At 32.9% G+C, this 26,370-nt stretch carries 31 protein-coding genes; 27 read left to right on the plus strand and 4 right to left on the minus strand.

Annotated features, from left to right (window positions below):
* The first annotated feature begins 63 nt into the window (after positions 1-63).
* The 18 genes from B7R65_RS13390 to B7R65_RS13475 all read left to right on the plus strand — a co-directional run bounded on the left by B7R65_RS13390 (position 64) and on the right by B7R65_RS13475 (position 15,228).
* The gene (locus B7R65_RS13390) at positions 64-534 is read left to right on the plus strand and encodes a DinB family protein (protein ID WP_179194873.1); all 471 of its coding nucleotides are present in this window, start codon (positions 64-66) and stop codon (positions 532-534) included.
* Positions 535-925: 391 nt separating this feature from the next.
* On the plus strand, positions 926-1,555 hold the full coding sequence (locus B7R65_RS13395; RefSeq protein WP_218780433.1) for a DUF1062 domain-containing protein: 630 nt from the start codon (positions 926-928) through the stop codon (positions 1,553-1,555).
* Between the two features lie 276 nt (positions 1,556-1,831).
* Positions 1,832-2,209, plus strand: coding sequence for a hypothetical protein (locus B7R65_RS13400; RefSeq protein WP_088043301.1), 378 nt, complete (start codon positions 1,832-1,834; stop codon positions 2,207-2,209).
* Positions 2,210-2,439: 230 nt separating this feature from the next.
* Positions 2,440-3,039 carry a GNAT family N-acetyltransferase gene (locus tag B7R65_RS13405; protein WP_088043302.1) on the plus strand — a complete coding sequence of 200 codons (600 nt, stop codon included), beginning with the start codon at positions 2,440-2,442 and terminating at the stop codon, positions 3,037-3,039.
* Positions 3,040-3,334: 295 nt separating this feature from the next.
* Positions 3,335-3,469 carry a hypothetical protein gene (locus B7R65_RS22005; RefSeq protein ID WP_373419582.1) on the plus strand — a complete coding sequence of 45 codons (135 nt, stop codon included), beginning with the start codon at positions 3,335-3,337 and terminating at the stop codon, positions 3,467-3,469.
* Positions 3,470-3,534: 65 nt separating this feature from the next.
* Positions 3,535-3,999, plus strand: a complete 465-nt coding sequence (locus B7R65_RS13415; protein WP_088043303.1) for a DUF805 domain-containing protein — start codon at positions 3,535-3,537, stop codon at positions 3,997-3,999.
* Positions 4,000-4,218: 219 nt separating this feature from the next.
* A complete protein-coding gene (locus B7R65_RS13420; protein ID WP_088043304.1) occupies positions 4,219-4,488 on the plus strand; it encodes a DUF4190 domain-containing protein in 270 nt (89 codons plus the stop codon).
* Between the two features lie 264 nt (positions 4,489-4,752).
* Complete coding sequence (locus B7R65_RS13425; RefSeq protein WP_088043305.1) at positions 4,753-4,938, plus strand: DUF6199 family natural product biosynthesis protein; 186 nt, start codon at positions 4,753-4,755, stop codon at positions 4,936-4,938.
* Positions 4,939-5,445: 507 nt separating this feature from the next.
* Complete coding sequence (locus tag B7R65_RS13430) at positions 5,446-5,730, plus strand: hypothetical protein (RefSeq protein ID WP_088043306.1); 285 nt, start codon at positions 5,446-5,448, stop codon at positions 5,728-5,730.
* 239 nt (positions 5,731-5,969) lie between these two features.
* Positions 5,970-6,293: a hypothetical protein gene (locus B7R65_RS13435; protein ID WP_088043307.1), complete on the plus strand. Its 324-nt coding sequence runs from the start codon at positions 5,970-5,972 to the stop codon at positions 6,291-6,293.
* 193 nt (positions 6,294-6,486) lie between these two features.
* On the plus strand, positions 6,487-6,741 hold the full coding sequence (locus B7R65_RS13440; RefSeq protein ID WP_088043308.1) for a hypothetical protein: 255 nt from the start codon (positions 6,487-6,489) through the stop codon (positions 6,739-6,741).
* Positions 6,742-6,889: 148 nt separating this feature from the next.
* Positions 6,890-7,576, plus strand: a complete 687-nt coding sequence (locus B7R65_RS13445) for a LysR family transcriptional regulator (RefSeq protein WP_373419586.1) — start codon at positions 6,890-6,892, stop codon at positions 7,574-7,576.
* A 260-nt stretch (positions 7,577-7,836) separates the two neighbouring features.
* The gene (locus tag B7R65_RS13450) at positions 7,837-8,748 is read left to right on the plus strand and encodes a LysR family transcriptional regulator (RefSeq protein ID WP_179194876.1); all 912 of its coding nucleotides are present in this window, start codon (positions 7,837-7,839) and stop codon (positions 8,746-8,748) included.
* Between the two features lie 242 nt (positions 8,749-8,990).
* Positions 8,991-10,004: a TauD/TfdA family dioxygenase gene (locus tag B7R65_RS13455; RefSeq protein WP_088043310.1), complete on the plus strand. Its 1,014-nt coding sequence runs from the start codon at positions 8,991-8,993 to the stop codon at positions 10,002-10,004.
* A 118-nt stretch (positions 10,005-10,122) separates the two neighbouring features.
* The gene (locus B7R65_RS13460; protein WP_088043311.1) at positions 10,123-11,451 is read left to right on the plus strand and encodes an MFS transporter; all 1,329 of its coding nucleotides are present in this window, start codon (positions 10,123-10,125) and stop codon (positions 11,449-11,451) included.
* Positions 11,452-11,583: 132 nt separating this feature from the next.
* Positions 11,584-12,504 carry an alpha/beta hydrolase gene (locus B7R65_RS13465; RefSeq protein ID WP_218780434.1) on the plus strand — a complete coding sequence of 307 codons (921 nt, stop codon included), beginning with the start codon at positions 11,584-11,586 and terminating at the stop codon, positions 12,502-12,504.
* 252 nt (positions 12,505-12,756) lie between these two features.
* Complete coding sequence (locus B7R65_RS13470) at positions 12,757-14,271, plus strand: long-chain-fatty-acid--CoA ligase (RefSeq protein ID WP_088043312.1); 1,515 nt, start codon at positions 12,757-12,759, stop codon at positions 14,269-14,271.
* 423 nt (positions 14,272-14,694) lie between these two features.
* Entirely contained in the window at positions 14,695-15,228 is a 534-nt protein-coding gene (locus B7R65_RS13475) for an imm11 family protein (protein WP_088043313.1), read from the plus strand.
* A 293-nt stretch (positions 15,229-15,521) separates the two neighbouring features.
* Here the strand turns inward: B7R65_RS13475 and B7R65_RS13480 are convergent, their stop codons facing one another.
* Positions 15,522-16,988 carry a spore germination protein gene (locus tag B7R65_RS13480; protein ID WP_088043314.1) on the minus strand — a complete coding sequence of 489 codons (1,467 nt, stop codon included), beginning with the start codon at positions 16,986-16,988 and terminating at the stop codon, positions 15,522-15,524.
* Between the two features lie 544 nt (positions 16,989-17,532).
* Here B7R65_RS13480 and B7R65_RS13485 point away from each other — a divergent pair.
* The 5 genes from B7R65_RS13485 (at position 17,533) to B7R65_RS13505 (ending at position 20,625) form a co-directional block, all read left to right on the plus strand.
* Entirely contained in the window at positions 17,533-17,715 is a 183-nt protein-coding gene (locus B7R65_RS13485; RefSeq protein WP_088043315.1) for a hypothetical protein, read from the plus strand.
* Positions 17,705-18,211, plus strand: a complete 507-nt coding sequence (locus B7R65_RS13490; protein ID WP_088043316.1) for an AAA family ATPase — start codon at positions 17,705-17,707, stop codon at positions 18,209-18,211. Before B7R65_RS13485 ends, B7R65_RS13490 begins: the two co-directional genes overlap by 11 nt.
* 252 nt (positions 18,212-18,463) lie before the next feature.
* Positions 18,464-19,297: a DUF4037 domain-containing protein gene (locus tag B7R65_RS13495; RefSeq protein ID WP_088043317.1), complete on the plus strand. Its 834-nt coding sequence runs from the start codon at positions 18,464-18,466 to the stop codon at positions 19,295-19,297.
* A gap of 134 nt (positions 19,298-19,431) precedes the next feature.
* The gene (locus B7R65_RS13500) at positions 19,432-20,088 is read left to right on the plus strand and encodes a Type 1 glutamine amidotransferase-like domain-containing protein (protein WP_088043318.1); all 657 of its coding nucleotides are present in this window, start codon (positions 19,432-19,434) and stop codon (positions 20,086-20,088) included.
* 207 nt (positions 20,089-20,295) lie between these two features.
* On the plus strand, positions 20,296-20,625 hold the full coding sequence (locus B7R65_RS13505) for a hypothetical protein (RefSeq protein ID WP_088043319.1): 330 nt from the start codon (positions 20,296-20,298) through the stop codon (positions 20,623-20,625).
* On the opposite strand, the gene B7R65_RS13510 is transcribed toward B7R65_RS13505, so the two are convergent.
* Entirely contained in the window at positions 20,618-21,460 is an 843-nt protein-coding gene (locus B7R65_RS13510; RefSeq protein ID WP_088043320.1) for a hypothetical protein, read from the minus strand. The two genes, B7R65_RS13505 and B7R65_RS13510, sit on opposite strands and share 8 nt — an antisense overlap.
* 455 nt (positions 21,461-21,915) lie before the next feature.
* Between B7R65_RS13510 and B7R65_RS13515 the strand changes: the two genes are divergently transcribed.
* On the plus strand, positions 21,916-22,152 hold the full coding sequence (locus tag B7R65_RS13515; RefSeq protein ID WP_088043321.1) for a hypothetical protein: 237 nt from the start codon (positions 21,916-21,918) through the stop codon (positions 22,150-22,152).
* Positions 22,153-22,525: 373 nt separating this feature from the next.
* Here the strand turns inward: B7R65_RS13515 and B7R65_RS13520 are convergent, their stop codons facing one another.
* Together B7R65_RS13520 and B7R65_RS13525 are read right to left on the minus strand one after the other, a co-directional pair.
* A complete protein-coding gene (locus B7R65_RS13520) occupies positions 22,526-23,002 on the minus strand; it encodes a GyrI-like domain-containing protein (RefSeq protein WP_088043322.1) in 477 nt (158 codons plus the stop codon).
* A 272-nt stretch (positions 23,003-23,274) separates the two neighbouring features.
* On the minus strand, positions 23,275-23,754 hold the full coding sequence (locus tag B7R65_RS13525) for a hypothetical protein (protein ID WP_088043323.1): 480 nt from the start codon (positions 23,752-23,754) through the stop codon (positions 23,275-23,277).
* Positions 23,755-23,969: 215 nt separating this feature from the next.
* Here B7R65_RS13525 and B7R65_RS13530 point away from each other — a divergent pair, with 215 nt between their 5' ends.
* The 3 genes from B7R65_RS13530 (at position 23,970) to B7R65_RS13540 (ending at position 25,721) form a co-directional block, all read left to right on the plus strand.
* Positions 23,970-24,938 carry a helix-turn-helix transcriptional regulator gene (locus B7R65_RS13530; RefSeq protein WP_256941306.1) on the plus strand — a complete coding sequence of 323 codons (969 nt, stop codon included), beginning with the start codon at positions 23,970-23,972 and terminating at the stop codon, positions 24,936-24,938.
* A gap of 174 nt (positions 24,939-25,112) precedes the next feature.
* Entirely contained in the window at positions 25,113-25,361 is a 249-nt protein-coding gene (locus B7R65_RS13535; RefSeq protein WP_088043325.1) for a barstar family protein, read from the plus strand.
* A gap of 159 nt (positions 25,362-25,520) precedes the next feature.
* Complete coding sequence (locus tag B7R65_RS13540; protein ID WP_218780435.1) at positions 25,521-25,721, plus strand: hypothetical protein; 201 nt, start codon at positions 25,521-25,523, stop codon at positions 25,719-25,721.
* Positions 25,722-26,370: the final 649 nt, after the last annotated feature.

Here is a 26,370-nt window from a genome sequence, read left to right on the forward strand (position 1 = left end):
TTGCTCTAAAAAACTTAGGTTTGAATAAAATTAAGTAGAAATTAATTAGAGGAGGTAATATTATTGAATATTATCGATTTGTTACTTTATGAATTAGAAAATACATATAGTAAGGATGATTGGTATTCACCATTAAAATTAGTAATAAGTGATTTAACTTATGAACAGGCATTATGGAAACCGGAAATCGGTTCAATTAACTCGATATGGGAAATTACTGCTCACTTGTTATACTATAAAGAACGATTATTGTTGAGATTAAGAAGAGAAAATGCTGAGTATACTTCAAATAATCAAGAAACATTTGACATTCTAGGGAATACCCAACAAGATTGGGATTTTCTAGTAAAAAGGATGGAAGAAGTAAACCAATATATATATGATCATATTCAAAAAATGAGTATTATAGATTTAGAAAATGATACATCTAAACATCCCTTATGGAAACATATAAATGGAGTAATCCGTCATGATGCTCACCATATTGGTCAAATTATAATGAACAGAAAATTACAGGGTATATGGTCAAAATAGAATAAGAAATAAGAGCATCATAATAGAATAATTAACCTTGATGGACTATTTCGGTAGTCTATTTTTATTGCACTAACTGACGCTTAAGGTTAATAAAGAACAAAAGTAATAAACAAATTGAAAATGAATAATTTATAGTAATATGTGTACCGTCTCCTTTATAGGGTAAATTCTGAAGTAACGAATTGTGCATTTGAGGATAATTTTGGAAGTATAAAGTTATTCCTAAACAAAAGTGAGGTATAGTCCAATGAATTCTTCATTAGTTAATATGTAAATTTATCAAAGGGGTGAGACCAATGATAAGATAACACTTTCACGCAAAAAAATTCGGAATAGTTCAAAAACATTTTTCGAGGTGAAAGTGATGTGTTTTAAACAAAAATACTCTATGAATGAAAAAAATATAATTACTTGGTCTATAAAGCCGAAGAGCACACCAGTGGTTCTAAGGAACTGTAATAAATGCGGAAAAAAAAAGGAATTTTATTGTAGTGAACTTTTTAGAATGAATTCGAATAAACAAAAAATAGATGTATGGTTAATTTATAAATGTAATCAATGTGATTCTACATGGAACGTAACTATCTTTTCTCGCATTAACCCTGTAGGTATAGATAAAAGCTTATTTGACAAAATGTCAAGCAATGATAAAGAAACTGCTTGGAAATATGCCTTCGATACGGAAACACTTAAGAGTAATCAAGCGGAAGCAATTTTTAACATTGATTATATCGCAGAAGGCGAAAACATTGATTTTTATAAAAACCTGTCGGAAGAAATATTTATTAACATTGAGTCACAATATAGCTTTAATTTTCGCCTAGACAAGTTACTTAAAGAGAAATTAAATGTTTCAAGAAAAGTACTTTGGGAGATGATAGAAAAAGGTTTTATATACACAATTCCCGAAGTTAATATAAGAAAGCATAAAATAAAAGATAAACAAATCAAAATTACTATTACTTACGATGCACTTAAAATGATTAACTCAATTTTCGCATTTGAAAATCATCAATAAACATCCCTTTCTTTGATTGTGGGGGGCATTGATCATTGTCTTTAAGTTTATCTTGAAATTGAGTATTCCGCTAAAGGGAGCTTTAATGAATTAACTAAAGCCTAATTTCTCACTATAATACGGAGAAATTAGGCTTTTTTATAGTTAGATTTTCCTAAACGTTGTAAATCCACATTTTCCTAACGCTACCCTAGAAGTAATTAAGGAGGGGAAACCTTTGCTTTATCATAAATTATCTAAAAAAGAAAAATATATTAGAGTAAAAAATTTTGGCCAATGTATATAATTGCCTTGGCATCAAATCCTATTGAACAAATTAAATCGGAACTACCTGGTTGTATTACTGATGATTTTTTAATTATCGTTGAGTCATACTATAAAGATTTTCTAACTGTTAATTCCATTAATCTAGCTAAAAAACAGTTATTTCTATTGAGTGAAATAGATAAAAATTCCGATAATATGAGCACCGATCCTTTATTTATTTCTTGTGAAGAGGAAATTGAAGAAAGTGATTTGAAAAAAATTTTAGAATCAGATGAATGGAATACAATTAGAAGAATTTCGCGTGAATTTCTTGACTCAATGAATTGGGATTTGAAAGAATTATCACAGTTCAAGCAAACTGGTGAAAATGTTTGTCGTAAAGAATAGTAATGAATGTAAATCTTGTTCAACTAACGAGAGCGTTAGTTGGATAACTTGAGCCACTTATGTGGCTCTTTTTTTTATAAAAGTAGATTACAGTATAGAACAAAAAGAATGTGCTATTTTCATGCTACCAAAGAATGGAAATTCCCCCAATTTACTGAATATAAAAAAATAGGTACACTAAGAACATAGAATTCTTTAAGAATTAAATTGTAAAAGGTGAAGGTGATTGTGTGATTAATTATAAAGGGGCACCAATAATTGAAACAAAAAGACTTATTTTAAGGGAAATGGAAATGAATGATGCAAATAGAATGTTTGACTTCATATTCTCAGACCATCGCGTAATGGATAATTTAATCAAAGGACCACATAAAACGATTTCCGAAACAATCAATCGACTGACTGAAATTACTAAACAATATGAAAGTGAAAAGTTTTGTTATTGGGGAATTGTCCTAAAGGAAAGTAGTGAATTAATCGGAACGATTGACCTTTATAATATCAATGAAGATACCGAAAATTGTGAGGTCGGTTACGACTTAGGCTTTAATTGGTGGAATCAGGGCTATGGAACAGAAGCTTTACAAGCAGTTGTTGATTTTGCATTTCGCTTTATGAATATTCATAAGATATCGGCAACACATGGTATCGATAACCCTGCTTCGGGTAAAATTCTGTCAAAAGTAGGAATGGAGCGAGAAGGCATTATTAGACATATGGTTCGAAAAGATAATCAATACAAGGATTGTGGAATTTATGGTATTCTCCAACAAGACTACCTACAAAAGAATTTATCTAATCAAATATCAATATTAAACGATATAGAATGAACATTGGACTTTAGTCGGGACTAACTTTTGGTTATTTTAGTTTATTGTGAATTATTAATTCCTTATTAAACTAACGAGCGCATTAGTTGAAGATCATTAAAGGCTGCTTAGCAGCCTTTTTATTATGCTAATTGGCAGTATAGCTAAATGATAGATGTTATAATATACACATTATTCCTAGTAGAGATGATGTGAAATAATGGAGTAAGTAATTAAAGAAATATTCTCCCCTTGTAAGCAAAATAAAGTTCAAATTATTAAACGGAAGGATAATATTTTTACCATAGAAGTCTATATGTGGCAGGTAGATTGCGGATATGAATATTGGAGTCCTATTAAACAAGGAGTATCTTTAATTGATACTGAAGAAAGTGCTATAACAATAGCAATTGAACAGTTTAGAAATAACTCTGGTGAATTTATCAGTTAATAATCAATTAACGTATGCGTTAGTTAATACTATTCGGTTTTAAAAACAACAGGAGAGAAAGCAGCATGAATTGGTATATAAAAGTGTTAAAGAATTCTTATGATTTTTCAGGAAGAGCAAGACGTAAAGAGTATTGGATGTTTACTCTGACCAATACTCTTTTCAATTTTTTAGTAACTGGAGTATTGGTTTCGACAAACGCATCTTTTGTAGTAAATATTGTGGCAATAATTTATTATGTTTTAATGTTTATTCCAATTTTGTCTGTAAGTATACGAAGACTCCATGATATAGGTAAAAATGGATGGTGGTTGTTGATTAGTGTATTGCCATTTATATGGTTCTTACCATTATTTTTACTACCAGTTGCTCAAGTTTTCGGAATTAATATGCAGTATCAGCTGGTCGGGTTAGTTGGTATTTTTGTCTCTTTACTAACAATAATCTGTTTCATTGTAATGATTACGTTCTTTTGTATTGATAGTCAAAATGGTGGAAACCAGTACGGAGCTAATCCAAAAGGAGAATAATCTAATACTACCAACTTTCTTTTTACACCAAAAATAGAAAGTTTTAAACAAAGAAAATATAGAGTGTTATTGAACTAACGAGCGCTTTAGTTCAATATCAAGAGTTGCCACAGGTAACTCTTTTTCTTATATAAGCAACTACCAGGATAGATTAAGAGTAAGATAGAATATATATATAAATAATTTGAAAAGTAGAATTTAATTTATGGAGGCAATAAAGTGGGGGCGACAAATAGAAAATCTATTTCATCATTAACATTAGGCGTTTTATCAATAATCATTCCTTATATTGGGTTTATCCTTGGGATTCTTGGAATTTCTTTATCAAAGAGAAGCATTGTTGAAATTGAAATCTCAAATGAAAAAGGTAAAGGATTAGCTATTTCAGGTAGAATTTGTAGTATTGTAGGATTATGTATCCAGGTTTTTTTAATTTTACTTTTAATTTTAGGGTTAGTGACATATTACACGTTAATAAACAGTCATTAAATTTAAATTATTACAATTTCTTAAGTAACTAACGAGAGCGTTAGTGCAATAAGAAAAAAGGTCCTTCTAAAAATAAGGTTTTTTTTGTGTAAATTAATACAATTTGTAAAGAACTTTTTTATCAATCTACACGGTGGGGATATATCCATAGAGGATAAAGAAACATTCCATAGAATAATTTAAATATATAAAATTGTAAAACTTTGGAAATATTATAAAGTTTTAGATTGTTATTATACTATTTATGAATGGAGAAATATGGTCATGGTCTTATTTGCATTTATTTTTATTATTTTAGGAATTATCGGTACATTTTTCCCGAAAGTTTCATGGTATATAAGTGAAGGTTGGAAGTTCAAAGGTGCAGAACCTAGTACTGCAGCCCTTATAATTGCAAGGTTAGGTGGAGTTATTTCTATAATAATGGGTTTCTACCTTCTAACCTCTTAATATAAGTTTTAATCGGTTGATTTAATTAAAAACAATTGGGTTGAAAAAGTGCCTAAGAAAATAGAAAAGCCATTTCCTGCTGAATTTAATTTTTATGATAAAAATAACAATATACTTTCTAAACGAAATTACTAATGCATGTGTTAGTTGAGCATGATCATGAGTCGCTAACGCGGGTTTTTTATTAGGTCCATAAAAAAATACTGCTTTTAGAACTGTATGGCAATTTAAATCCATATAAAGGAATAATATATTTCTATGTAGAATCGATTAATAAAAGTAGTTAACTAGCTAATAAGATTTTGCTAAGATAAAAAAACTATGGAGTGTATTGTGAAAATGGAACTTATCTCTTATTTTCTACACTATTTTTATCCTTTTTTATTAATTGGTCCTGTTTATCTATTTATTCGTATACGGTATTCATTTTCATTTAAGAGATTAAAACGAATACGCATTTCTACAAATTTGTTCTTGAGTATCGGTGCTTCCATTTACTTTTGAGTCATGGCTTTTAATTCAGGGCCTGGTGCATTGGCAACTATGTGGATTTTCTTCCCGCCATATTCAATAACAATGTATTTAATTGGTGCATGTATTGTGATTGTGATGGACCTTGTATTTTTCTTAATTCAAAAAATAAGAAGAGTACCGTTAGTTACTTATGACAATATTCCACAATTTAAAGGGCTATTAAGTTTATTAGGTGTTTCCATTGCCATAGGATGCCTATTTCCAGTATCTGTTTTTGTAATTCTATTATTAATAAGTTCATTAATCCCTGGGAGCTAAATTAATTAAGAACAAAAAAAGCGTAAGTCTTTGAATCTTGTCTCATCCTTGCGCAAAAGGTTATGTTTCCTAATTGATCTAACGAGAGGATTAGTTGAAGATCACGAGCTACTAATATGTAGCTTTTTTTATTGAAGTAACTGGTGGCAGAACAGTACAAGTTACTTATGGGTGTTAAGGTGAAAGAGAAAGTTCTTTTTTAAAGAGAGTTATATTGAGAGATAAGGTAGGATAAGAGAATGGAAGATATTTTTACTAAATTGTTAGAAAAAGATAAAGTGATCGGTGAAAAAGATGGTTTTCATTGGAAAAGTCACGGTAGGTCAGCAAGAATTTATTTTGTTGAAAATAGTACGATCGTGTCAATCGAGGCTGAAATGTCAGGTGTTCCGAATCTCGATGTTTTAATCTACGGTGAGACAAAATATATTAATCAAAGATACTATTCTAAAGATAATCAATGGAGAGAAATCCCTAATGATGAAAGTTTAAGAATTCAATCTTTATTAGTTGAATGGTTAAATGGTAGAGGGCTCCGTCATGATATAATAGTGGGTATATAGAAGATATCAGTGCACCGAATGATTTCAAAATAACTAGTACCGAGAATTACAGGAATTGTACCATTATCTTAATGGATTTATTAAATGAATACATACAAATTATTCAACTAACGAGAGCATTAGTTAAGAAGAAATTGGAGCTAGCCAAATTAAGAAAAGGTTACGTATAATAAGGATAGAAGGTGAGACCAATATGGAGAAATTATGCGGTAAATGTTCAAAAGAAGCTGGGATGACAAAAGAAGAGCGTTCTGAACTTGCTAAATCACGAATACCTAATAAAGTTTATACTTGTACTAACTGTAAAGTAGAGCATTCGTTAGAAATAATGAAAATCAAAAGGGGAATACAGGTAGAAGCGATTAAAACGGCAAGTGAAAAGTCGAAAAAAGCGCCAAAGAAGAAAAAGGAAAACGAAAAAGAACAGTTACAGATGGAATTTTTCTAGGTAAAAGAACTGTTCAAATTCTTATTTAACTAACGCATGCGTTAGTTAAACAATGATGGACTACTTTTGTAGTCCTTTTTAAATGTGATAATTAGGAGTTTTACAATAAGAAGGTATGTAATAAATAGTACATATTTTAATAGTTTTTATTACTGCTGCAGAAAAAAGAAATTTTTCAAGAGCTGCCGACGAGTTACTTATGACTCAACCATCAGTGAGCCAACAGATTCAATTACTCGAAAAGTTAGGTGCAAAACTACTTATAAGAACAAATAAATATGTTCAACTAACTAAGGCTGGAGAAATTGTCTATCTACACGCTAAAGAAATTACGGGATTATATAAGCGAATGTTTACATTAGTGGATGACTTAATGGGCAAGCCAAATGGACTTTTAAAAATTGGCGCGAGTTATACATTTGGAGAATATGTACTTCAACATGTCTTAGCAAATCTAAAGAATAAATATCCTGATGTTATTCCATCAGTACAAATTGGAAACACAATTGACATAGCCCAAGCGGTGTTAAATCAACAAATTGATGTTGGAATTGTGGAAGGGGAAGTTTTTCATCATAACTTATATTTAAAAACTGTTTCTACGGACGAGAAGTATCTTGCTGCTGGATCAAATGGTAAATTAGCAACATTTAAAAAAATTACAAATGAACAATTTGAACAAGCAACTTGGATCGTACGTGAAAGTGGATCAGGAACAAGAGAAGTTACAGAAAAATTATTTCAAATTTTGAAAATTCGTCCTACAAATTTAATGGAGTTCGGCAGAACTCAGCATATAAAAGAAGAAGTTGAAGCAGGGCTAGAAATAACTTAACTATCAGAACTTACTGTAAAAAAAGAAAGGCTACTTGATACTATTCTATTTCTTAATGTTGAAGGAACTCCGATAAAAAGAAATTTTTCAGTTATTACAGGATCAGTTCGCTTCAAACAAAATCAATGAAAGTATTTATTGATCTAATAGAAGTCTACTTATTAAAATTATAAAAACACTAATTCAATTTATTTTGATACAATTAATCTATAAGTTAGTAAAATAATAGTAGTTGTAAATAAATGGGAAGAGGGGAATATATGAATCCAGTACATTTAGAATATATAGTAGAAGTAGCAAAAACTGGTTCAATTTCAATCGCATCTCAAAATCTAAATGTAACTCAATCTGGTATTAGTCAAGCTATTACAAATATTGAGAGTGAATTAGGTTTTAAGATTTTTGACCGTCATCGCGGACAAGGTCCAGTGCCCACTCATGAAGGAAAGCAAATTATTAAACTTGCATTTGAAGTGTTATCAAAACTTCAAGAATTAAAGGATAAATCAAGAAGGAATACTTTTTTAGGAAAAGGAAAGCTAAAAGTAGCCTCAATTGGTGGTTTTATGGAATTAATGTTAAAACCTGTATCTATCTTTAAAGAAATCTTTCCTAATATTGAATTAGCTATATCACAAGAAGATACAAAGGATATACTTGATCTTATTCAACAAAATATGATTGATATTGGTCTTATTGCAATAGAAAGTAGACTTATAAATACCATTGAAAATCTAGAGTTTGATGTATTAGTAGAAGGTAAGTTGAAATTATTCGTAAGTAAGAATTCTCCTTTGGCATATTATGAAACAATCACGCCTGAAGATGTATTTAATCAGCACCTTGTTCTATATGATTCATTAATTTTAAGGGAATTCATTGGCAAATATTTCAACCAATTTAAAGACATCCATTTATTATTCACTGCAAATGATTCACACTTCATAGCAGAAGCAGTCAATCAAAATATCGCAATCACTTTTTCACCAGATTTTGCTTTTAAAAACAATCCAAATTTATTAAATGGCAATATTGTTTCAATTGATTTAAAAGATTTTGGGCCTGTTGATGTATCTTTGGGTTGGACAAAATCTCACAAAAAACATACTAATAGTTGTGAAAAAGATTTCATGAAATTAGTAAAATCTGAGATTGATCAGATTTATAAATAATTAGGGAATAGGATGAAATAGCTTTTTAGTAGACAAAATTCTAGTTTTAAGGGTTTTGTCTTTTTTTATTTAAGGTATTAATAAAACTTAATTGTTTATCATTTTTTTTAATTTTATTTATTTCTTGATCTATCATATTATTAAGTTAATTACTTAAGATTCAAAAAATTCAATATTTTGTTTCGGACAATCTTTAAGTAATAAAAAGTGATAATGAATCATATTGAGAGGGGAATTTACTAATGAAATCAATCCGTACTGAAAAGATTAACCACCCTAGTGCTTGGAAAGGCAGTGTAATCAAAAATGATGATTCATGGATTTATCGTTTGACGTTGGAGGATATTCAAGAGATTGAGGATGCCTTAGGAAACGTTCGAATGAAAGGGCTTTCATTAACTGACACAAATTGTGAATTTACAATTGAAGATTTCCCTTTACCGAATTTTTCAGCAACAATCGAAAAATTTGCTAATGAGATAGAAGGTGGAAGAGGATTTTTGCTTATTAAAGGCCTTCCGGTTGATAAATATTCAGAAGAAGAGTCTAGCGTTATCTTTTATGGTTTAGGTCTACATATGGGAACACCTATTACACAAAATTCTGAAGGGCATTTATTAGGACATGTAAAAAGCCAAGGTTTAAATATTGATAATGCAAATGTTAGAGGATACCAAACAAATTCTCATTTACCATTTCATACAGACTTAAGTGATGTAGTAGGATTACTTTGTTTAAATAAAGCAAAATCGGGCGGACATAGTACAATTGTAAGTTCAATGGCTGTCTACAATGAAATGCTAGAAAAATACCCAGAATATTTAGGCGTTTTATGTAATGATTTTTACTTTGATAAACGTGGTGAGGAAAACCCTGGTGAGTCTCCTGTTCGTACATCACCGATTTTTAGTAGTCATGAAGGATTTGTTAGCTCTTTATATGTTCGTGGTTATATTGAAAGCGCGCAATTAAAAACAAACAAGCTTTTATCAAAAATTGAAATTGAGGCACTGGATATATTAGATTCACTTTTAGTGCGAGAAGATATGAGACTAGATATGGATCTTGAGCCAGGTGATATTCAATTAATTAACAACTTTACTATTCTTCATTCACGTACAGAATATGTAGATTATACAGAACCAAAGCTTTGGAGACATTTATTGAGATTATGGTTAAATTTACCGAATGCTAGACCAATTTCTCCTTCAATTGAGTTTATAAGAGAAGGGTTTAAACCAAGAATAAATGCATAAAAAGGCTTTTTAAAAAGACATAGGAACGTTTTGAAAACGTTCCTGTTCTTTTGGAATGAAAGTATTATATTTGTCTGTAAGTAAAATAATCTTCTTAACTCAAAGGAGTTGATCAGTCATGAGCAAAAAAAAAAATTATGAACTACTAAACCAGACCAATATGAAAACATCTAGATATGCTTGGATTATGATGTTATTTCTATTCTTTTTAGCATTTATAAATAATTTAGATAAAGCTGTAATAGGGATCGCATCAGTACCAATTATGAAAGAGTTACACCTAAATCCAACTGAGTGGGGGCTTGTAGGAAGCTCTTTTTATTGGCTATATGCAATATCAGCGATTGTAGTTGGTGGTATGGCGGATACTCACAGCTCTAAAAAGTTAATAATCTGGCTAAGTATTATTTGGGCTTCAGTACAATTTTTAACATTAGTCATTATTGGACTACCTTCTTTGATTTTTACAAGAATTGTATTAGGAGCGGGGGAAGGTCCTGCAAGTGCTGTTGCTGCCGCGGTTATTGGAAAATGGTTACCAAAAGAGAAATATGCAATTGGTTTTGCATTCATCTTTTTAGGAACGCTTCTTGGACCTGCAATTGGATCTCCGATTTTATTGTCATTAATGAAAACTCATGGTTGGAGAAGTGCATTTTTGGCAACGGGAATACTAGGTTTTGTACTTCTTGTAATTTGGGTCATATTTGCTAAAGAAAGTCCAAAAGAATTAGGACTCGCATCTCCTTCTCAATCTGAAACACAATCAAAAAATACGCCATCTATTGGTTGGCGTCAATTTTTCAAAATTATAGCTACTAAGAATTTTATCCTTATTATATTAACTGGAATGGCATCATATTGGTTAATAGCTTTAAATTTAATTTGGTTTCCTAACTTTTATGAAAATGTAAAACATTTCGAGGGTAGTAGATTAAAATTAGCTGTTTCATTACCATTTCTTATCACAGCTGTTTTACAATTTATCATTGCTTCCCTTTCAGATCGGTCATATCGCAAAACGAAAAACATACGAAAATCACGTATCGCTTATGTTAGTATTTTAATGTTTTTATCAGCAATTGGTTTATTTTTAGCAACAATTGTTAAATCAAGCTTATTAGCAATGATCTTATTATCTATTTCTCCGGGTTTATGTACAGTTTCTCTTGTACTATTACCAGTTATTTTATTTGAGACTGTTTCTGATAAAAATATCGGAAAAGCGCAGGGGGTTTTTACTTCGTTGTCGACTATAGCTAGTATTATCGCACCATTGGTTTTTGGGGCTATAATCCAAAAATCATCATCCCAAGTAGTTGGATTTAATCATGGGTTTCAAATAACCGCCTTGTTGATACTTATCATTGGGATCCTGTTTTGGTTTGGTGTAAGACCTGAATCAAATAAAATTGTTTCCAATCAGTCTAGTAATAAAACTTTTTAAAAATTTAGTAAAAATATAAAAAAAATAGTGATATTGAAGTTTATGGAATGAGTTTCATATGGCTAGGAAAGATTTTAAGTTACTAATTAGAGGATAATATCTAAGTTTAAAAATAAGAGAGGAGTAATAAATTTGAATACTGTAAATGCACCATATAAATTTAAAGCCATTTATTACAAGTTTCTTAGTAGGGGATTGCAATGCGCAGGAACGCTTTACTTACCCATTGGTGTAAACAATCCTGCGGTCATAATAATGGCTCATGGGTTTGCAGGAATTCGTAAATTCCGTTTAGATGCCTTTGCAGAAAGGTTTGCAGAAGCCGGTGTGGCTGCCTTCTTCTTTGATTATCGGAATTTTGGAGATAGCGAAGGAGAACCTCGTCATTGGGTAGATCCAAAGCGCCACCAAGAGGATTATTACGAGGCACTTAAGTATGTTAAAACGTTGCCTGAGGTAGATGCTAATCGTGTAATCTTGTGGGGGAGCTCACTTTCTGGTGGACATGTTCTAACAATTGCAGGAAAACAACCTTCAATTGCTGCAGTAATTGCACAAGTTCCACATGTGAGTGGGATTCCTACCATGTTAGCTATGAAACCTATCAATCTTCTAACAGCAATAGGAGCGGCTTTGCGTGACATTCTAGGCAACTCATTGTTTAAAAGTCATTATTACAGTCCTGTAATCGGGAAGCCTGGGACATTTGCTGCTATGAACTCTGAAGGAAGCTGGGAAGGTTATATGCAATTTGTAACTCCGGACGCTCAATGGGAAAATAAAGTATTGGCTAGGACATTTCTTAAAATTCCGATGTATAGCCCTTCTCACAGTGTTCATAGGATCCAAGTGCCTTCATTAGTAATTGCAGGCAGCAAGGACACTGTAACACCAGCAGCTACTACCAAACGCGCTGCGACTAAAATCAAAGATGTTGAGTTTCACATGCTAGATTGCACACATTTTGAGCCCTATACCGGTGATTGTTTCGAAGTGAATATTTCAATTCAATTAGAATTTCTTAATAAACATGGTTTTTGTCCACAAAGTTAGTGTTAATTTAATGGTGATCATGAATGATTGAACAAAGCTTTAATACTTAATTAATTTAACCCTTCCTATTTATATGGAAGGAACTAATTTAAAAACAGTATTATAACGAGCATATTTTAAGAAACTTTTTAAATGCTTTAATGCTTCTTTTTAATTGAGGAGAAGTTGTGTTTTTTGTTCATTCAGAGTTTCCTTTGACTTTAAAAAAAACTGAATCTAATCATTTATTCTTAGATCAATAGGAGAGGAATTATGAGTTTCAATTTAAGTGGAATTTTAAAAAATAGTGCAGAAAAGTATCCTGATCGTTTTGTTTATACATTTTTAGATTGTAGTGTAACTTATCAAGAATTAGAAGCAATGGTTGATAAAGTTGCCTCAGGATTATATGAGAATGGTATTGGAAAAGGGGATCGAGTAGCATTAGTACTTGGAAATTGTCCTGAATTTGTGATTGCATATTATGGAATTCTACGCACAGGTGCATCAGTCGTGCCGATTAATCCGATTTTTACTTCTCGTGAAATTACTTACATTTTATCGAATAGTAAAGCTAAGGCAGTTATTGCAAACAGTGGATTAAGTCAATTATTGTCATCGTTAGTAAATAAGCTAGAAAATTTACAAATGACTTTCTACACTGATTCATTTAATGCTTATAATAGCTGGGATCAGTTAATTCAAAGTTCTAATAATGAGTTTGTTGCACCTCCTATCGGTGAGAATGATCTTGCTGTTGTTTTATATACTTCAGGAACAACAGGAAATCCAAAAGGTGCAATGCTTTCTCATCGAAATATGACTTCGAATGCTGAATCATTTGGAGAATTTTTTGGATTTACTAAAGATGATCGAATTATTGCCACGTTACCAATGTTCCATGTATTTTGTATGACAGTATGTATCAATACACCGATTAAAAATGGAGCTCACATTTTAATAATGCCTAAATTTGATCCTACAGAAGTAGTTAAAACCATTGTAAGAGAAAAAGCTACCTTGTTTGCAGGTGTTCCTACAATGTATAGTTTTATGATGCAACTACCTAATGCTACAGCGGAAGATTTTTCATCTATTAGGGCATGTTTCTCAGGTGGTGCCTCAATACCAGTTGAACTACTTAATCGATTCCAAGAAAAATATAAAGTTGATATTTTAGAAGGATATGGTTTATCTGAAACTGCACCTGTAACTGTATTTAGTCCTTTAAATGGTATTAGAAAACCTGGTTCAATAGGCGTAAATATACCAAATGTCACTAATAAAGTTGTAGATCCAAATGGTATAGAAGTACCGATTGGTGAAATTGGAGAATTAGTTGTTAAAGGACCGAATGTTATGCTTGGCTATTTAGAAATGCCGGAAGCAACATTTACTTCAATAAAAGATGGTTGGTTTTATACAGGGGACTTAGCAAAGATGGATGAAGATGGCTATTTTTATATAATTGACCGTATAAAAGATTTAATCATTGTAGGTGGCTATAATGTTTATCCAAGAGAAGTAGAAGAGGTATTATACCAACATCATGCAGTTGTAGAAGCAGCTGTAGTTGGAATTCCTGATAGTAATTTTGGAGAAAGTGTGAAGGCGTTTGTCGTATGTATCGATCCAAATGTTTCTGTAGAAGAGATTTTGTTATTTGCGCAAGAAAGATTAGCAAAGTACAAGCAGCCAAGAGAAATTGAAATATTAACTGAACTTCCAAAGAACAGTACTGGTAAAATTTTAAGAAGATCTTTACGTTCAACAGTTGAAAGTAAATGAAAATTTTCCAAGAGATATTTTCTGAATTTTCTATCTATAATAGCGTATCTTACATTGTCTGATAATTTAATTGCTAATTTATTAAATTTTTTCACTAATTCAGTAAAGAACTTTTTTTATCCAACAACATTAGTTGTAGAGTGATTAAAAAGTTCTTAATTGTTTATAAAATTTCTTAACTAGAAAAAATGTCCTTTAAGGCATGTAATATTCTAGTAACAATTTAGTTGACCGCAATGCATAAATACAAAAGGATTAGTGGTTTTAATTTGCCAAAAAAGTATATTTCTTATTAAACGATATTGCAGATTAGTTGAACAATGAACTTAATGTATTGCGAACGAATATAGGATTTTAATAAAAAAAAGATTAAATAAGAAAAAATGAGGTTTTTAAGGAAATCTAATTATTGAAGGTGATTTTGTGATTTGGATTTGGTCCATTCCTGATAAATACACAAATAAAAGTATAGGTGAATACATTAATGGTTCTGGAACGGACAGATTTGTTTTTAGAGAAGGTAAAGTAATTAAGGTTAAAGTCATTTCTCCAAAAATCGTATTTAGATGTTCTGAAGAAAATTTATCAGACATACTGCCTAATAGTGGTCAATTAATAGTCGTGTCAAATAGAGTTTTAGAAATATTACGGGAAGTTTGTAGTCAAGATATTCAAGTTTTCGATGCAAATGTTTTTATAGGAGAAAAAAGAATCTCGAATTATTACTTAATTAATATTGTAAATACTGTTCAAATAGTAAACAAAGAGGCCTCAGAATATACAGCTATTAAGGGGAGAAACCCAATACTTTATTTTAAGAAAATAGTCTATAATACAGATGATTTAGGGCAATTTAATTTAGTTAGGAATGCTGATTGTCCAACTCATATTTTTGTGTCTGATTATTTAAAGAAAAGATTTGAAAAGGAAAAAATAAAGGGAGTGCAATTTAACTAACGCATGAGTTAGTTAAACAAGATTACGAGTCGCTATTGCGGCTTTTTTTATTAAAGTAAATGGCAGTATAGTGTAATAGGTACATGTATTTAAGGGAAGAGAAATTAAGTTGAAATTGATCATGAAGATAAAGTAAAAGTTAAATTTATCGATGGTTGGTTACTTTTTACTTTTATCATCAAAACAAAATACTAAATTTCGAGTAGAAAAACTGTAGATCTATAAACGTTTAAAAAGATCTTCTAAAATAGAAGATCCTTTATTATAAGCAATATTAAATAGGCTACTAAGTATTACTCTTTATCGTCATGTGGATATTTGTGTTCACTGTTTATCAGTTTCTTTAAATTTCCACGATATAATACATCTTTGAACTCTTGCGGTCGAAACGGAATAATTGGTGCTAAGTACGGAACACCCACTGATCGTAACCGAGCCATATAAATAATCAACATGATGAGTCCAACGCCGATCGCTGTTAAACCTAAAAAATTCCCGATAAACAAAAATGAATAACGTAAAAAAAAAGCTGCACTTATCATACCTCCTGTTTGAAAAAGTAAGCTTGTAAGATAAGCAACCCCTACAATAATAAGGCTAAGGGAATGGACTAGTTTGGCATCTACTGCAGTTGTGCTAATTACCAAAGTTCCTACCAAAGAAGCAACAATAATTAAATCGGATTGAACCCGAAAGGCGGCTAAACTCAATATGTATAAAATGATTAGTAGTAGCATGATTTCTAATAAGAAAGGAAGTATTGTATCTGATGCAGAAAAATATTTCTTTGCAAATTTAGCTGGAAACCAATCACTATGAAATTTAGCTAATGCAACATATATTCCAGGCAAGAAAATTGTTACTAAGTAAGAAAAGAATATTATCAATCGATTAGAAAGCCTTCCAATTTTCGAATAGTATTCAGTGGGTTGCGCCATATACTGAACGAATAATGAAGGTACAATTGAAGCGTTTGGTGTACCATTCACTAAAACGGCAATTCGTCCTTCGTATAAAGCAGCAGACACAATGTCTGGCATCTCTGTTTTGAAAACTAGTGGAAAGATGCTTTTCTTTCGTCCTTCCAAAGCATCTTCGACCAATCTGGCTATCAAAGCGTATTCTACATCGAGTGTATCTATACGGGTTCGTACTTCTTCTAAAGCTTGTTGATCCACTTTATGTTTTAAGTAAATAATTGAAAGGTCCGTTTTCGCAAAGCGCCCGATTTGTTTCGTTTCCACAACTAAGTTCGGTGATTGAATAAAACTTCGAATTAGATTTAAGTTGACTTTTAATTGCTCAGTCAATCCAATCATTGGACCATCAGGTGATCTTTGCCTGTTACTTTGTTCAACTGAACGTTGTTGCCACTGGGTCGTTTCTGCAATAATTCCACTGTTATATCCATCGACTAAGATTAGTGTTCGCCCTCGAACAATCCCATCGAGTGCATCATCGAATGAGGAGACTATTTCAACAGAAGAGGCTCGAATATAATCAGAGGCTAATTGGTCGATAAACGGTTCCGTATCGTTTTTTTGAATGCCCCGAAATAAAAACAATGGAGAAATGATAAAATCGCGAATCACATCTGCGTTAACGAGATCATCAAGATAGCAGAGTGCTACCTTATACTTGCTTTCTCCTATTCGAATCGTCCGCACAACTAATTCCGTTGTATTGCTCAATTGTTCCTTAATTGTTTCAATGTTATTATGAAGACTTTTTGAAAAATTAGCCGGATCATAGTGGTTCACTCTCTTTCACCTCTAGTCATTCAATCATACTAATTACCAGTAATTAGTATGTACTAAGGTGATATTAGCATTCAGATATATTGAAGTGGTAAGAGATTATACTTATGGGGGGGCAGAAAAAAGTAAATCATTACTACAAAATACAATTAAGAATTGAATAGGATCTCTTCTTCAACTAACTAGCTCGTTAGTTGCTTAGCAAGTAGATTATAGAAGGTGTGAAAATGACATTATGGTTGTATGTCCGTGTTCATATACGCTTAACGACAATTGATAACGAAGTACATGAGGTATCGCTAATTATAAGAGTTGTCAATGGTAGCTTTTTTTGGTTGTACTAATTGGCAGGATGATTAAACAAGGAAATTAATGATTCTGTAGGGAATATTATTTATTAAAATAATTAAATAAGGGTATGAAGGCATAGAAATGTATCTAATTTTATTAATTGGAAAAGAAGTAATGTTTCTTCACTTTATGTAAATATATGTGTTGTTCGTTCGAAATTAATATAGCAAAATTTTTTAAAAAGGGAGGTACAAAGATGAAATGTAATCAGTGTCCAAATAAAATGATCAAGGATTGTAACATTAGTGTTGAATTTGAAACGTACCCATTTTGCCACGAATTTTTTGAACCAACAGATGTTACATTACAAAGAAAAACTTTGATAGGTATACCTTACGATGCGAATCTATTTGACTGGGGGTCTAGCCATGGGCATTAGGAATTATCTGATTGAAGGCGTTTCCTGCACCGGCAAAACAACGGTCTGCAATGAATTGCAGCGGCGCGGCTATCATGCCATTCATGGTGACCGTGAATTGGCTTATCAAGGCGATCCGGAAACTGGTACACCAACGGATGGCGGCACGCACGAAAATCACATTTGGCATGTAGATAAAGTAAAAGCTTTGGTCGCAAACAAGGATAGGACGGTAACCTTTTTCTGCGGTGGTTCTAGAAACTTTGCGAAATTTATAGATTTATTTGACGGTGTGATTGTCCTCGAGGTCGACCTCGACACATTGAACCGGCGGCTTGACGAGCGACCGGATAATGAGTGGGGCGGAAAGAAATGGGAACGCGAGCTCATTCTGCGATTGCACCAAACGAAAGAAGACATTCCGAAAAACGGAATTATAATCGACGCCACCGCACCAATCGAGCACGTCGTTGACGAGATCGTCCGTCAAAGCGAAGAAAATAAACGCCAACGTTAGTAATTTACAATCGCTCACGGACAGGCCAATACACCAGTGCACCTGGTTGGTGGGGAAGTTATAAAAAAAGGATTAAATATATAATTGATTGTACAACGATCGGCTGCTTCGGCGGTCCTTTTTATTGCACTAAAAGGGCAACTTATTTGAACAAGGGATTCACTAAATTGTGCCGAATAATATTAATTAGGTTAAATAACAAGAAGTGCTGATCTAACAAGCCTTTTTGAATAGTTAATAAGGGAGAAGAATGTGAATTTAAAAAATTTGGCATCAGTAATTTCAATTATTTATAAGAAAAATCCAAAAGTTGAAGCTGTTTTACTTGCTGGATCAGTTTCACGAAATTGGGAAGATGAATTTTCTGATATAGAACTATTAATTTTTTGGAAAGAAGAACCAACTGACGAAGATAGGAAAATACCTATTCAAATACTCAACGGAAGAATTATTGATTTTCATGATTTTGAAGATGAAGAATGGGCAGAGACTTATATTACTAATAATGTAAAACTTGAGATTAGCAGTTTTTTAACAAAAACGATTGAAAGAGCAATCGAAGAAGTTACATTAAACTTTGAGACAAGCTTTGATTTGCAATGTCTTATCGCATCTGTCCATTTTGGTGTACCGCTTTATGGGGAGCTTATGATTGCTACACTTAAAGAGAAAGTTAGTGAGTATCCGAAGTCATTAAGTGAGGCAATGATCTTAGAGCATATTGATTTTGGTAATCGATGGAATAATAGAGAAGCGTTGCTTAGTCGTAAAGACTGGTTGATGTTTTATAAAGTAGTAGACTCAGTTCAAACTAATATAATGGCCTTGTTATTTGGACTAAACCGACAATATGTCATTCACCCTGGGTTCAAATGGCAAAAAAATTCATTAGAGACTATGGAGAATATACCTGAAAATGCATTAGAACGACTTGAGCTTATTTTTACTGGTGATCCAGAAGCTGGATTAAAAGAATTAGAATTAATAATTCAAGATATTTATCTATTAATCCAAGCTGAATATCCCAATCTTGATTTATCACCATATATTAACAAGTCCGAGTTTTTACGTCCTAAACGTGTTTAAAACTACATATTTCATCAAGAGCTTTTAATTAAAAGATTTTTTATACTAATTAATCTAATTCAACTTCAAGAGTTGCCACTCTCTGGAAATATGAAAAACATTTTCAATACCACACAACGACAAGGAGTTGAGTTATGAATTTTCTTCTCACATCTGCAGGCATCAAGAACAAGAGCATACATGACGCGTTAGTTGGCATGTTGGGCAAACCGATTGAGGAGGCAAGCGCCCTCTGCATTCCCACCGGGATATACGCCATACCTGGTGGTGCTAGCCACGCATGGCAATTCTTCAGCGGACAAGCAACCACACCGATGTGTGAGCTAGGTTGGAAGTCCATGGGGGTACTGGAACTCACCGCGCTAACAAGCATCGATAAAGAGCTTTGGGTCCCTATGGTCAAGGAGACTGACGTTCTATTAGTGAATGGCGGTGACCCCTTGTATCTATGTTACTGGATGCGGCAGTCCGGGCTGGCAGACCTATTGCCGTCAATGGGAGCAGTCTATGTGGGTCTGAGCGCCGGGAGCATGGTGATGGCACCTAACATTGGAGAATTCTTCGTTGATTGGACTCCACCCAAAGGTGGTGATGATACGCTAAGCCTGGTCGATTTTGCAATGTTTCCACACCTGGATCACGAGATGCTGCCAGAAAACACCATGGCTGCCGCAGAGAAATGGGCAGCCGGGATGCAGGTTCCGGCGTATGCGATTGACGATCAAACCGCCATCAAAGTGGTCGATGGAGTTGTCGAAGTTGTATCTGAAGGGCATTGGAAACTGTTTTAATATTACATTGTTATATTCCTTGTTCAACTACGCATGCATTAGTGAAACATCAAAAGCAGCCATTGGCTGCTTTTTTATTTATATATTTGGAAGCATAGTTGCATAAGATAATCCATTTTCATTAAAAAAAGAGGTTTTTAAAAGTATGTTAAGAACTTATAATCTAATAATTATTGCAAAATATATTCAAAAGGTGAACCTTATATTTTGAGACTATATCAAAATTTTGATTATACATTAAATAAGCATGACAAAACGGAAATTATTTTTGAGTATATAGAAAAAGTATTAATCAAACACAGAAAACAAGATAAAAATAATTACTTCTTTTTCTCAGATTTTTCACTCAAAGGACATGTATCTTCAGTTCTAAGGATAGTTAAAAAATTTCCAGAACTAGCAAAGTTTGAAATTGAATTAGAAGAAGAATATGTAGATGGAATTCTTAAGTATAAAGCACTTACAAATCTACCATCGAACTATAGTTATTATGACCATCGTGTAAATCTCCACTCCTGTAATTTGACAACTAGTTAATGCTTGAAAGTAAAGGATCGATATTCACTTTCCATGGAGAAAGAGGTGACGTTCTCACCAAAGTAAAAGAAAGTTTGGTTCTAATCAGACCTATATCTCTTATGAAGAGATTCACCTTTACTGGAATTTCAGTTGCAATGGAGTATGGCTCTGTTTCCTTTGTTTGAAGTAAAGCCCACTGTATTGCTTCTATTTTTTCTATTTTCTTTAGCTCTTTTTTAATATTTTTTTGATTACTTATGGCAATATTTTTAGCTAAGCCTTTATCTCCGTTTTTAATGGTAACGAATAATACATTTAACAGTTGGGAAGGTGAAAGGTTATTCATATATTCATCAATCCTCCCAGCAGCTTTAAGGATCATCACATGATGATTTATATCTGATTTTCCTGTCCGATGTGTAGTACTTCCCAAAAAATGAATGCAAAAGTGACCACGGAAACCGTTTTGAAGAGAACCTGCACCATGTGGCATTCCGTGCATGGACGCAGGGATTAGGCTGTCTTGAGCTAAAATTAATACAGCCCTTCTTCGCCAACTCCAGTTCCCATCGTATATTTCCTTCATTATCTTTGTATCTTCTCTTGTTAATGGCTGAACATCTGCATGCCTACTACCAGCTCTTCGTTGTACATCAAAGCTCTTGCCACTTTCCACATCGACTACAGTGAACTTCGAGTATTTTGGAAGTAATTTGTTGACAGCTTCCCAATTCTGAATTTCTATTTGAAAGCTAATTGGTGAGGGAACTGGTTCGACTGGTGTAGCGTAAGTATTTTCTGTATCGCAAAATAATGAAAGGGATAAGAATATAATAAAAAAAGTTTTTTTCACAGATATATGTCAGCTCCGTTAGTTTAGTAATTGAATACAACTATTTTGTGTTATTTTTTCTAATAAATAGCTATTAAATAATTGGAAATATAAGGTATCCACTAAGCATAATAATTGTCCATAGTATTATATGAATGGCCATCAAGACTAAATATGTAAAAACCATTTAATTAGTAAATTTTTAATGGGCACACGGTTTAAACATTTTTAATCATAACGTTAACAATTCAATTATACATAAAAATGCCTGTATCTTTATTAGGTTACAGTGTTACTTTATTTGATTGGTTGTTCATAATGTTCAATAGTGAGAGGAGTGAATAAAATGGTTAATATTAACCTTCATTGGGGTAAGAATTTTGGACATTTGGCAGGAGTCACAGATGTGACTTTTTTTTCTAACGTAGTTAAAGCATTATCAGCAAGTTATTAGAACTCTAGAAAGGAATGTTAAAATGAAAGCATTTGATGTCTTTTACGCTGCTCCAGGTAAAAGTGGTTTACGCGAAATAGTTTTAGCCGAAGATGATCAGCAGTTATCAAAAGCTTTAAGTGAAAAAGTTCCTGATTACAAATTAGATGGTGAACGTACAGGAAGTTCAAGAATCATTAGTTCAAAAGAAATACCTTTGTCTAGTGTGAAACTAATAGATTTATCAATTACTGAGTTTCTAAAAATTAAAAATTTATAATTAACAATACGGTATTTAATAAGGCGGGGCAACCCGCTTTTTTTTATGGAGAGGATATTTTGTAGCAAAGTAGTATATAGATATCAGGAAATTAGAGATATCGAGTGCTTTAGTTGAACAACTTGATCGGCTGTATAGTCGATTTTTTCTCGCACTAAATGGCAGAATAGGTTAAGAAAAAAACTTCACAAATTAGTTTGTTTTACTATTTATTAGAAGGAATTTACAATTAAACCGCAGTTATGATCGAAAAGCTTCTGTTTGGTTAATGCTTACCTTTCAGATAGACAATATCGAATAAACTAAAAAGAGCCCCGAAAAATCGAGGCTTTGAGAACAACAAAAGAAATTCATTTTTACATAACTTTTTTTATTATTTTTTAACCACAGGTACCCAAAATTCGCCGTAGAAAGTGCCGTCACCGTTATCTTTACGATAAGTTGCATTTGGACCACCAACGTAAGCATAGTCAGTAATTTTGGACAATACTTCGCCAAAAGCACGATAAGTTAGCTGATCAAACAATGTTTCCTTATCACCATTACCTGCGACCACGATGTACTCGCTCTCTGGAAACTCGATGATACGAGTTACATCAGTCACTGATTTGCCAGCTTCTACCGCAAAATAATTCCACGGTTTGCCTTGATAAACTTCATTGACTGACCATTCACGATCGTTTGTTGCTGCGTCTTTGAGTTTATCAAAACGCCCGTCAGCCCTAAGTCCGCCCCAAAACTCAGCTTTTTCTTTTTGCATAGCTTTCATGTCTTGGAAATTCGACTGGATTGAAAAACCATAAGCGGTCAATGTGAATGATTTTTTATGTTCAAGTGTGTAATTTGCCATGTGAGTACTCCTTTTTTCAGGTTTATTTTCTGAGAGGTCGAGCTCCGGTACAAGATACAATGAATCCCAAATTGGTCAAGTAAGAAGCCACCTTTACCACGAAAAGCTTACAGTGAATTATACCAAAAAATTCTCAGAATCAGAGACCTTTTGTCCAAAGGGTGTCCAGTTCATGATGAATTTAGTGAGTTTTTCAAGAGTTTTGCCTCTTAAATTAGGTCTGTCAATTTTGACAGACCTTGTTATTAAAATTTTGACAAATTTAACAGAGTTTAGCCTTCAACTTTTTTTATACGAAGCCACATTTCGCCGTAGTATTCACCGTTTTCAGTTGCTTTTACGAATGTTGAGTTACCAGGGCCAACGTATTTGTAGTCTGTGATTTCTTGCAACATGCCGCTGAAAACCTTGCCTGTGATTTCATCAGCAAGGCGATCTTTGTTAGTGCCTGTGCCAGGCACGACCAGGTAGTCGCCAGCAAGAAAATCGAGGACGACCGCGCCTTCCACGTCGAACTCACCCATCACGCCAAAGCCGCGCCAAGCCTTGTGGTCGATGACGTAGTTGATTTGATATTCTTGCCCGTCAGCTATTGCGAGAAGCTCAGCTAACTTGCCATTTTCAGTGATTTCAGCTTTTTTCGCTGCAGTTTTTGCTGCATTACCTGCCCAGTCATTGTAGTCTTCAAGTGAAACACCGAAAGCGGTCATTTTGTAGTTTTCTGAGTTAGTTTTGATTGAGTATTTAGACATTTTGTTCTCTCCTTTGTGGATTTATTTATTACAAGATTGATTCTATTTGCCAAATGTATCAAAAAATGATACCTTTTTTCGAAGATCAAATAAATAAAATTTTATTAGCTTTTCTCCTGAAAATCTAAAATTTAAATCATTATAAGCTTAATGTAAATATAGTTTTACTGTCATTACTGATATTTATTTTGCTACATTTTTGATACAATAAAAATATGAAGAAAATAGAACGAGTGAACCTGATTATGCGCTACATAAATAATCGCGCACATTTTACGATTGCCGAGATCCAGCGAGAGTTCAAGATATCCCGCGCGACGGCGATCCGCGACATTAACGAGATTCAGGCGATGGGATTTCCTCTGACGTCCGAGCTTGGTAGGGGGGGAGGCTACTTTGTCATGCAAAATCAGTATCTGCCCGCCACCCGCTTCACGCCGGAAGAGTTGAAGGCGATGTTTATCAGCTTTATTGCCTCTAAAAATTCTCAGCTTCCTTATCTGCAAAATCGACGCTCAATCACTGAAAAACTCATCGGCATCGCTTCGCAAACCCAACAAGACGAGCTGATCGAGCTGAATAATATCTTGCTTTTTGAAAATACAAATCCTGCCAATCCGAATCTTTTGGAGCTCGATGATGCAGCGCCAGCTGAGTTGAACAAACTAATTTCTCTTGCTGTACGGGAAAAGCATTTGCGAGTGACTTATGAGCTGACTCCTGGCTGGCCGCAATTGATGGACGTTTTTTTGCTACATATTTTTAACTCGAACGCTCAGTGGCTGGTCGAGGTTTATGATTTTGATTCAGAGGAGTTTCGTTATTTGCCTGTTGAAATGCTGCGGGATTCAGCAATTTCTGATCGGGAGATGAAGTGGTCTGAGCAAGATATTTTAAACAAAAAACTGCTTTATGCACGTGAGTCCAATCTTGTTGTGAAGCTTGATACGACTGGGATTCAGCGCTTTAAGCGTATGCACCCGCCTGGGATTATTTTGTCATTTACTGGGATGTTTCAGTCGAGTGGGATTTTCAATGTTCAGCTGGATATAACCGATGTTGAAGAGCTAGAGTATTATGCGGATTGGCTTTTGTTTTTGGGAAAAGGGGTCGAGTTTGAGAGGATTCCTGATGAGCTGCGCGTGATTTTGGAAGAGCGCTTAGCTAAATTAAGTTTTCCTTGAGTTTTATCTGAGCTTTTTAAAGATTTTCTGGCTATACTTTCAAAAAGAAAGGTTCAAAACCAATAAATTTTTACAAATAGCGGATGATCATTATTCGATCATCCGCTATTTTGCTATGTAGCTTTACAGTTGATGAAGGTATAACTTGATTCATTAACGAATCTATTATGAAAAATGATAAAAGCTAAACCAAAATTATTACTTAAAGAAAAACTAAGTTTTCCTAATTTTTATGGTGAGAATTGGGATGCATTTTGGGATGCAATTACTGGTTTAGTGAACTTACTTACGCGATTAGAATTCATTGGTTGGTCAGAACTAGAGAGAAGATTACCTAATGATTTAGTAATATTGAAAGAGTATTTGATTGAACAGCATAATCAAGAATTTCCTTACCGTAAATGTGAAATCTTCTTCCACTAACGTCAGCGTTAGTTGAACAGCAATGGATTACTTCGGTAGTCTTTTTTGTTAGGCTAACTGGTAAGAAGGTTGAACAAGGAAAAAACGAATCTCTAACGAATATTATTAATTAAAATAATTGAATGAGGGCAAAGAAGTATGTATGTATTTTTATTAATAGTGTTATTTACAATCTTAGGATATTTACTATTATGGTTACCACCAGCAATTGGAGGAGCTATTGCTTTTGGGATATTGATAGGGTTGTTAAGTAGAGGTTTATATTATTTATATAATATTAATAAGAGAATTACCAAAGCATTACCTACCCAAAAAGAATTGGAGCTTGAAGATTTCATGAAAGAAATAAAGAAATATTAAAGTCAACTTATGTAACTAACGAGAACATTAGTTGAACAAAAAACGGAGGATGATCATCAAACGGTCATCCTCTATTTCAGTTTTCGGTTGAACAAGAAATCAACAACTATAAAGCAACTTGTGTGATTAGTGTTCTTTAAATATTTATAAAAATGGTGATTTTTCGCTAATGCAGAAAGTCTTTCTTTGATGCTTTTAAAGAACCAGACATTGATTTTTCTCAGGATCATACTTCTTGGATTGTTCGAATTAGAGAATGAAAATGGAAACGAGTATAGTGCAATGCAAACTTTATTTGTAACTGAAGAAGTATTGGAAAAACTAAAGAGTTTTATTAAAGTTAAATATTGAACATAATTTGGCTACATGGGTAGTCTTATTTTTGTTGTACTAACTTAGTAAATGAATCTTATTTGATATTCCCAGAATATGTCAAAAAAGTAGAATATAGTAAACAATTTTTATAGGACGATATCAAAATACACAATATGTTTCGGATATTCCCCCAAATTTTATTTTTGTAAAAATACATGTAAACAAAGGAAAAAAGTAAAATACCGTAAGCTTTTTATTTGGCTATACCAATATTCATAATACATTTTGTGTTAAATTCCTCTAATTTCTACAAAATTCACTCTTATTTTTTGTT

Origin of the sequence: Bacillus sp. EAC (assembly GCF_002156875.1) — a bacterium.
GTDB lineage: Bacteria > Bacillota > Bacilli > Bacillales > Bacillaceae_G > Gottfriedia.

Bases quoted from the DNA above. Each gene is read 5' to 3' on its own strand.
- B7R65_RS13395 (WP_218780433.1), top strand. From the start codon at position 926: ATGAATGAAAAAAATATAATTACTTGGTCTATAAAGCCGAAGAGCACA.
- B7R65_RS13400 (WP_088043301.1), top strand. From the start codon at position 1,832: ATGTATATAATTGCCTTGGCATCAAATCCTATTGAACAAATTAAATCG.
- B7R65_RS22005 (WP_373419582.1), top strand. From the start codon at position 3,335: ATGTGGCAGGTAGATTGCGGATATGAATATTGGAGTCCTATTAAACAA.
- B7R65_RS13415 (WP_088043303.1), top strand. From the start codon at position 3,535: ATGAATTGGTATATAAAAGTGTTAAAGAATTCTTATGATTTTTCAGGA.
- B7R65_RS13425 (WP_088043305.1), top strand. From the start codon at position 4,753: ATGGTCTTATTTGCATTTATTTTTATTATTTTAGGAATTATCGGTACA.
- B7R65_RS13430 (WP_088043306.1), top strand. From the start codon at position 5,446: ATGGCTTTTAATTCAGGGCCTGGTGCATTGGCAACTATGTGGATTTTC.
- B7R65_RS13435 (WP_088043307.1), top strand. From the start codon at position 5,970: ATGGAAGATATTTTTACTAAATTGTTAGAAAAAGATAAAGTGATCGGT.
- B7R65_RS13440 (WP_088043308.1), top strand. From the start codon at position 6,487: ATGGAGAAATTATGCGGTAAATGTTCAAAAGAAGCTGGGATGACAAAA.
- B7R65_RS13450 (WP_179194876.1), top strand. From the start codon at position 7,837: ATGAATCCAGTACATTTAGAATATATAGTAGAAGTAGCAAAAACTGGT.
- B7R65_RS13455 (WP_088043310.1), top strand. From the start codon at position 8,991: ATGAAATCAATCCGTACTGAAAAGATTAACCACCCTAGTGCTTGGAAA.
- B7R65_RS13460 (WP_088043311.1), top strand. From the start codon at position 10,123: ATGAGCAAAAAAAAAAATTATGAACTACTAAACCAGACCAATATGAAA.
- B7R65_RS13470 (WP_088043312.1), top strand. From the start codon at position 12,757: ATGAGTTTCAATTTAAGTGGAATTTTAAAAAATAGTGCAGAAAAGTAT.
- B7R65_RS13485 (WP_088043315.1), top strand. From the start codon at position 17,533: ATGAAATGTAATCAGTGTCCAAATAAAATGATCAAGGATTGTAACATT.
- B7R65_RS13490 (WP_088043316.1), top strand. From the start codon at position 17,705: ATGGGCATTAGGAATTATCTGATTGAAGGCGTTTCCTGCACCGGCAAA.
- B7R65_RS13500 (WP_088043318.1), top strand. From the start codon at position 19,432: ATGAATTTTCTTCTCACATCTGCAGGCATCAAGAACAAGAGCATACAT.
- B7R65_RS13515 (WP_088043321.1), top strand. From the start codon at position 21,916: ATGAAAGCATTTGATGTCTTTTACGCTGCTCCAGGTAAAAGTGGTTTA.
- B7R65_RS13520 (WP_088043322.1), bottom strand. From the start codon at position 23,002: ATGGCAAATTACACACTTGAACATAAAAAATCATTCACATTGACCGCT.
- B7R65_RS13525 (WP_088043323.1), bottom strand. From the start codon at position 23,754: ATGTCTAAATACTCAATCAAAACTAACTCAGAAAACTACAAAATGACC.
- B7R65_RS13530 (WP_256941306.1), top strand. From the start codon at position 23,970: ATGAAGAAAATAGAACGAGTGAACCTGATTATGCGCTACATAAATAAT.
- B7R65_RS13535 (WP_088043325.1), top strand. From the start codon at position 25,113: ATGATAAAAGCTAAACCAAAATTATTACTTAAAGAAAAACTAAGTTTT.